Source organism: Paraburkholderia sp. UYCP14C (genome assembly GCF_004197395.1).
Taxonomy (GTDB): Bacteria; Pseudomonadota; Gammaproteobacteria; order Burkholderiales; family Burkholderiaceae; genus Paraburkholderia.
Map to the genome: position 1 here is coordinate 38,986 of NZ_SELS01000060.1, position 6,890 is coordinate 45,875.

5 protein-coding genes and 3 pseudogenes are annotated in these 6,890 nt (G+C 62.5%); 3 read left to right on the forward strand and 5 right to left on the reverse strand.

Annotation, left to right across the window (positions count from 1 at the left end; translation table 11 throughout):
- Positions 1-20: 20 nt before the first annotated feature.
- Complete coding sequence (locus EVC45_RS35650) at positions 21-1,340, forward strand: pilus assembly protein TadG-related protein (protein WP_168991594.1); 1,320 nt, start codon at positions 21-23, stop codon at positions 1,338-1,340.
- Positions 1,341-1,355: 15 nt separating this feature from the next.
- Here EVC45_RS35650 and EVC45_RS35655 read toward each other — a convergent pair whose 3' ends face one another.
- From EVC45_RS35655 to EVC45_RS48030, 5 genes and pseudogenes are all read right to left on the reverse strand, one after another.
- The gene (locus tag EVC45_RS35655; protein ID WP_129962840.1) at positions 1,356-2,000 is read right to left on the reverse strand and encodes a trimeric intracellular cation channel family protein; all 645 of its coding nucleotides are present in this window, start codon (positions 1,998-2,000) and stop codon (positions 1,356-1,358) included.
- A complete protein-coding gene (locus EVC45_RS35660) occupies positions 1,997-3,265 on the reverse strand; it encodes a M20 family metallopeptidase (RefSeq protein WP_129962841.1) in 1,269 nt (422 codons plus the stop codon). Before EVC45_RS35660 ends, EVC45_RS35655 begins: the two co-directional genes overlap by 4 nt.
- A gap of 58 nt (positions 3,266-3,323) precedes the next feature.
- Entirely contained in the window at positions 3,324-3,779 is a 456-nt protein-coding gene (locus tag EVC45_RS35665; RefSeq protein ID WP_129962842.1) for a MarR family winged helix-turn-helix transcriptional regulator, read from the reverse strand.
- A gap of 40 nt (positions 3,780-3,819) precedes the next feature.
- A pseudogene (locus EVC45_RS35670) lies at positions 3,820-4,444 on the reverse strand (GNAT family N-acetyltransferase).
- Positions 4,392-4,751, reverse strand: coding sequence for a M23 family metallopeptidase (locus tag EVC45_RS48030; protein ID WP_373683109.1), 360 nt, complete (start codon positions 4,749-4,751; stop codon positions 4,392-4,394). Before EVC45_RS48030 ends, EVC45_RS35670 begins: the two are co-directional and overlap by 53 nt.
- A gap of 811 nt (positions 4,752-5,562) precedes the next feature.
- Between EVC45_RS48030 and EVC45_RS48035 the strand changes: the two are divergent.
- A pseudogene (locus EVC45_RS48035) lies at positions 5,563-6,354 on the forward strand (ESPR-type extended signal peptide-containing protein); the annotation flags it as partial.
- 27 nt (positions 6,355-6,381) lie between these two features.
- Positions 6,382-6,890 (forward strand): annotated as a pseudogene (locus EVC45_RS47125) (hemagglutinin); the annotation flags it as partial.

Here is a 6,890-nt window from a genome sequence, read left to right on the forward strand (position 1 = left end):
GTTTGAGAGAGCGTGAAAACATGAAAACAACCTACCGTAGTTCGCGTGGCTCGCGTCGGCGCCAGCGCGGCGCCGTTTCCGTTCTGGTGGCGTTATCGATGGTCGCGCTGTTGGGCTTCGTCGCACTCGGCGTCGACTTCGGTTACCTGGCCTATAGCCAGCGGCGCCTGCAAAGCGCAACCGATGCCGCGGCGCTGTCGGGCGCGGTCGACCTTTGGACGCAATCGTGGACCACCGCAGCCAGCGATGCGAAGGCGTTCACGGCGGGATACAACAACCAGCTGCCTGCCTCCGTCGTGCCCGCCAGCGCGACGATCACCCCCCTTACGTTGTCGAGCGTCACGTTGCCGTACAAGCAGGCGGCCTCCGGCGCCAACGGCATCCAGGTCACGCAGACGGCGACCGTGCCGTTGTATTTCGCGCGCGTGTTCGGCAAGAATTCGCAGACCATTTCCGCGACCTCGCGAGCCGGGGCGGGTGGCGGCGCGGAACCCGCGCTCTACAACGTGATGATCGTGCTCGACACCACGCGCTCGATGGCCACGACGACGGACAGCAACTGCACGAACTCGAAGGGTGTCGCGCTAACGCGGCTGGCGTGCGCTCAGGCGGGCGCGTTGAAACTGCTGACCGGCTTGACCAATGCGGGAGACAACGTCGGTCTGATGGCTTTTCCACCGCAAACCTCGTCCACGTATAACTTTTCCTGCTCGGGTAAGTCGGCGACCATCGCAAGCAGCTATTCTGCGACGGGCGCAAGTTACCAGGTTTCGTCGTTGAACACCGGCTATCTCGGCAGCAACGGCGCGGTTAGCACGACCTCGGGCATCGTGCAGGCGCTGGGTGGCGGCAGTTGCAGCGGCATGGCGGCGCCCGGCGGTCTCGGCACGTTCTACGCGCAGGCGCTTACGGCCGCGCAATCGTCACTCACCACGTTGTCGTCGACACAGCATCCGGCCGGCCAGAACGTGATCATTCTGTTGAGCGACGGCATCGCGACGTCGTCGACGAGTCAACTCGGCAGCACGTACAGCAGTACGTATGGCAGCGAGTGCCAGGCCGCGATCACTGCTGCGTCGAACATCAAGACCAGCACGGGCACGTTGATCTATACCGTCGCGTATCTGGGCGGTGAGGCCGCGTCGGCGCCGAGTTGCGGAGACGGTAACGACAAGCTCACCGCGTGCAATACGATGCTGTCGATCGCTTCCGGTTCGTCGTATTTCTATTCGGACACCTGTGCGAATGCGGCGGGCGGCACGAACAGCCTCAATGCGTTGTTCAGCCAGATCGCGTACAGCCTGACCAAGCCGCGGCTGATTCCGCAAACCGCGAGCTGAAGCGCGAAGGGCTCGTTATGGATTGTCGCGCGTCTCGGCCGTGCGTCTGCCCTGAAAGACCGGCAGCCGCCAGCCGAAGCGCAGCGACGCGAGCCGCACCAGCACGCAAGCCAACGTCGCGAACCACGGCGTCCACCAGTCGGTCCAGCCCGCATACGAGAAGCCGACCTGCACCGCCGCGCCGAACAGCGCGGCCGACGCATAGATCTCGCGCTCGAGAATTGCCGGTACGCGCGAGAGCACGACATCACGCATCACGCCGCCGCCCACCGCGCTGACGACGCCGAGCAGAATCGCGAGTTCGGCATTGTGGCCATACGTGAGCGCCTTCTGCGCGCCCGACACCGCGAACAGACCGAGCCCGATCGCATCGAAGAACAGCACTGGCTGACGCAGCCGGCGCACCTGCGGATACGCAAGAATCGTCACCGCCGATGCGCCGAGCGCGGTCGCCAGATAGCGCCAGTTCGACAGCCCCGCCGGCGGGATCGCGCCGATGCACACGTCGCGCACGATGCCGCCGCCGCATGCGACCATGAAGGCGATCACGACGATGCCGAAGAGATCGAGCCGTCGTTGACGCGCGGCCACCGCGCCGCTGATCGCGAATACGAAGGTGCCGATCAAATCGAGAATGGTATAGACGGCGTGGGAATTCACTGAGTGGTTTCGGGTTGATCGAGCCAGACGCCGGCCGCGCACAGCATCGCTTCGAGACCCGTGCGCAGCGTCGGGTCGAGCACGGGTGCGAACTTCGGCGAGTGATTGCTCGGGATTTCGTTGAGTTTTTTCGCGGCGAGCGCCTGGCGGAACACCGCGGGGTCGGTGCCGCCGACGAACCAGAACGAGTACGGCACGTTCCATTCGCGGCCGAACACGCTGAAGTCTTCGCTTGCCGCGGCCGGCGGTGATTCGTACGCGCGCTCGCCGAACTGAGCCGCGAACGCGTTGCGCACACGCTCGGTCGTGGCGGCGTCGTTGATCGTCAGCGGATAGCTCGATAGCGTGGTGAATTCAGGCTCGCGCGGCGCGTTCGACGCCACGCATTCGGCGCAGCAGATGCGGCGGATCGCGCCTAGCATGTACTCGCGCACGTCTTCGTCGTAGGTGCGCATGTTGAGCTTCAGCGTCGCGTCGTCGGGGATGATGTTCTCTTTCGTGCCGGCCTGCAGCGAGCCGATGGTCAGCACGGCGCTGTCGCTCGGCGCGATTTCGCGCGATACGATGGTTTGCAGACGCAAGGTGGTCGAGGCCGCCATGATCACGGGATCGATCGAGGTCTGCGGCTGCGAGCCGTGCGCGCCGCGCCCGAACAGCTTGACCTTGATGCTGTCGCCGGCCGACAGGATCGTGCCGCTGCGATAGCCGACCGTGCCCGCCGCGCCGACCATCACGTGCTGGCCGAGAATCACGTCGGGCTTCGGAAAGCGCGTGGTCATGCCGTCGTCGAGCATGCTGCGCGCGCCGCGGCCGACTTCCTCGCCGGGCTGGAACACGGCCATCAGCGTGCCGCGCCATGCGTCGCGATGCCCGGCCATCAGACGCGCGACGCCGAGCAGCCACGTGACGTGCATATCGTGCCCGCATGAATGCGCGACGCCGACGTCGAAGCCGTCTTCGTCTTTCGCTCTGACGGTGCTCGCGTAGGGCAGGCCGGTCGCTTCGGCCATCGGCAGCGCGTCCATGTCGGCGCGCAGCATCACGGTGGGGCCGTCGCCGTTGCGCAGCAGCGCGACCACGCCCGTCACGCCGACGTTGCGCGTCACCTCGTAACCGAGCTTTTCCACGTAATCCGCGACGATGCCCGCGGTGCGCACTTCCTGCATCGACAGTTCGGGGTGCGCATGCAGGTCTTTGTAGATCGCTTCGAGTTCGGGCAGCAGCGCGTCGATCGCGCTCGACATCGTTTGGATCAGCTTCGACATGGAGGGCTCCTTGTTGGCATGAACGCCGGGAAGAACGCGGCGCAATGCGGACCGGGTGTCAGGATCGCGCAGGTGGCGCGTTGGCGGATTCGCTTTCGAGCAGGCTGTGCGAAAGCTTGCCGAGCAGACGTTCGAGCGTTTTGCGTTCGTTCGCGCTCAGCGCCTTCGCGAGTTCGACCTCGAGCTCGGTGCCGACCGCTTCGGACGCCTGCGCGACGTCGAGGCCGTGCGCGGTGGCGCGCAACGCAATGCTGCGGCGGTCCGACTCATGCATGTTGCGCGAAATCAGGCCACGTGTTTCAAGCTCGGAAAGAACCTTGGACAGCAGCGTTTTTTCGATCAGCGCGCGCTGCGAAACGGTTTTGGGCGTGATGTCGGGCTCCGCGCAAACGAGGCGCAGCACGCGCAGCGCGCGCACGTCGAGATCCCAGTGCTCGCGGTAAACCACGTTGGCGCGGTTGGTCAGCAACGCGCTGGTCAGATCGAGCCTGAAAGTCAGGAAGTCCGAGTACAAGGATTTGCTCCGCCGTCGAGCGCCAAATGCAGTGCAGGCATTATAGGCAAGTAGTTGAAATTTTCAAATACTTGCGGTGGGCGGACTGCCTGCGCGATCCAAGCTGTTTGCAATAGAACGTCGTGCCGCAGAGCGCTCCGTCGGTCATCAGCGCGTAATTCGGCACGCTGCCGACGCGTTGCCAGCCGGCGCGCTGATAGAGTCGCTCGGTATCGCCACCGGTTACGGTGTCGAGCACGAGAACCGATTTTTTCTCTTCCCGCGCGATGCGATCGAGCTCGCTCATCAGAGCGTGCGCGACGCCGCGCCGACGTACTTTTCTGTGCACGAGCATCTTCGCGACGTCGGCGCGATGCGGCTGATTTTCGGGCTGCGCGGTAATCAACTGCACGGTGCCGACGATGCTGCCGTCGCGATCTTCTGCGATTAGCAATACACGCGCGTCGCGCGCGACGCCCTCAGCGACGGTTGCGCCAGAACGCGAGCGCCGTGTTGTGCGAGATCGGCAGCATGAAGCTCACCGATGCTCCACCTTCCACGCAATCGATCAGCACGTCGGCTCCCGGCGGTATCTTCGCCCAAGGTTCATGAAGACAACGATTGCCTTCTGCCTCAAGTCGACGAGCTGTCCGGCTTTCCAGCGGGAGGCGGAGTGCTTTCAGCATTCGACGCCATGCTGCCCACGGAGTATCGAGGGGCAATGCCGCGAATTGTTCGCACATGGCGCCCGTCATGCGTGAGTACGACGATATTGCCGTATCCAGATTTGAAGCCAATGAGCCGCACGGTTCCTGAGGTGGCCACGACGACAGGTGTCCCCTTCGATGCGGCAAAGTCCCCACTGTGTGCGTCAGGTGTTCGCCGTTGACCGGACAGGGTCGGCAATCGAATGGCGAACTGAGCCGAACGTATTCGAGAGGCAAGAAAAATGGCTTTGCGGCAAGCCCACGCCCGTTGAATGGACAGCAGCATGGCAACACCGCAGCCGCTGAAGATTCAAATCGGCAATACACCGAATGAGCCGCCATCGTGGTAATGGCCTGAGCGCAGGACCAGGCGTGATGTAAATAGCGCAAGCGCATCGTTTTAAAACCTCGCAGTCGAAAAAATGGGCCTGAATGAGGTCGCTTTAAACGCAGAGAAAATCCAATAAATCGACGAAGGATTATCGTTCGCGCTATGTCGTCCGGCAGGAGGAGCCTTTAGTCTATGGGGCGCGGCTGTTGCCAATATCGGGAGAATTTAATTTTTGAGATTGGCTCGCCGGGGCAGTCCGGGCAATAGCACTAACGTGGTCCTGCCATTCTGAGACGCAGGCGACTCGAGCCCGTTCGACGCTGGCTTCGATGCCGGACCTGCCGAGCTTTTCGGCCCTTGCGCCGACCTGCGGCCGACCCGCGGTCGCGCAGGCTCATCTAAGCCCGCGTGTCTATCGCGCGTTACCGGAAAAGCACCAGTCGCGGAAATTCTTCGTCGGCGTCTTCGGCGTTTCCGCAGAGGAATCCTGTGCGCAGCTGGCCGGGCGGATTTTGGTGCTCCGATTTCAATTGTTTTTTCAAATGATGTGCATAGACAAATTCAAATCCGATTCGGATCGGTCCTATTTTTGTCCTATCTCGAAAATATAGAATGAAATCAGATTCAATGATTAAGTGGGCGGCAGAAATTTGATGGGATGTGGTGTGGCAAAACAGCCGTTTAACTGAAATTTATTAATCATTGAGATTTTTTGGATGTGTGCTCGGCGTAAATCTAATTTCATTATCTTTGGAAAGGTGACATCATGAACAAGTCGTATACCAGCGTCTGGAATGAAGCTCTTGGTTCGTGGGTAGCGGCCTCCGAACTTGCTCCCGCACGAGGTAAATCGAGTCGGGCGAGGGTGGTCAAGTTAGTTGCGGTGGCTGCGTTCATCGTGGCGGCACAGGCCGGCCATGCGAGCACTATCGCGGTGGGCGGGCAGGCGTGTGGTTTTGCTGGCCCTGGACCTGACGGCACGGCCCACGCATATGCGCCCATGGTCGACGGTGACTCAAGCTGGTCGACTGTGGCGGGTTGTGGGGCCAATGGAAACAAACTCGGGGGTGTAACGTTGTACGGGGCGAATGCGACCGCGACTGGGGACTGGGCCACGGCTTTGGGCTTTGGCAGCGTCGCCTCGACCGTGGCGACGGCCGTAGGTGTCCAGGCGAAGGCGTCCGGTGTATACAGCAGTGCGTTTGGCTACAACGCTGAGGCACAAGGGAGCAATACACTTGCAATGGGTGCTGCCAGCAGCGCAAGCGGTGCTCATGGTGCAGCAATCGGCGCAGAGACGGTCGCATCGGGTAACCATGCAGCTGTCCTTGGTCATATGGCTACTGGCACAGGTATCGGGTCGGCTGCCGTTGGTTATCATGCCGTTTCCGGCGACGATTACGCCACGGCGCTTGGATCGGGCTCCAGGGCGCTCGGGTATGCCTCGACGGGGCTTGGTACGGTCGCTAAGGCGACGGGGAGATTCACCGTTGCGGTTGGTAGTAACGCTGCTGCGTCAGCGGACCTCGCCACGGCGCTTGGCACTGAGGCTCTGTCGTCAGGGGAAGGCGCGGTGGCAGTGGGTATGGGAGCCTCTGCAACGGAGGCGTATTCGGTAGCACTGGGCACAGACTCGACGACGGCCGCGGCAGTGGGCACGGCGGGCGCGACGATCGGCGGGACGGAGTACGCGTTCGCCGGAGCAAACCCGACGAGCACGGTGAGCGTGGGCAGCGAGGGTAACGAGCGCACGATCACGAACGTGGCCGCGGGTCGCCTGAGCGCGACGAGCACGGACGCGGTGAACGGCTCGCAGCTGTATGCGACGAACCAGGGTGTGGCGCAGAACGCCTCGAACATCGTGGGTCTGGATGGCCGTGTGACGCAGAACACGTCGGCGATCGGTGGTCTGGACACCCGCATCACGCAGAACACGACGGATATCGGCGGCATGGACACCCGTGTGACGCAGAACACGACGGCTATCGGTGGCATGGATACACGCATCACGCAGAATGAGACGAACATCACGGGTATCGACAACCGGGTGACGAACGTCGAGGGTTCGGTGCAGAACATCGCGAACGACCTGAG

Excerpts from the sequence above, each read along its gene's own strand:
- EVC45_RS35660 (WP_129962841.1), bottom strand. The coding sequence starts at position 3,265 with ATGTCGAAGCTGATCCAAACGATGTCGAGCGCGATCGACGCGCTGCTG.
- EVC45_RS48030 (WP_373683109.1), bottom strand. The coding sequence starts at position 4,751 with ATGCTGCTGTCCATTCAACGGGCGTGGGCTTGCCGCAAAGCCATTTTT.
- EVC45_RS35650 (WP_168991594.1), top strand. The coding sequence starts at position 21 with ATGAAAACAACCTACCGTAGTTCGCGTGGCTCGCGTCGGCGCCAGCGC.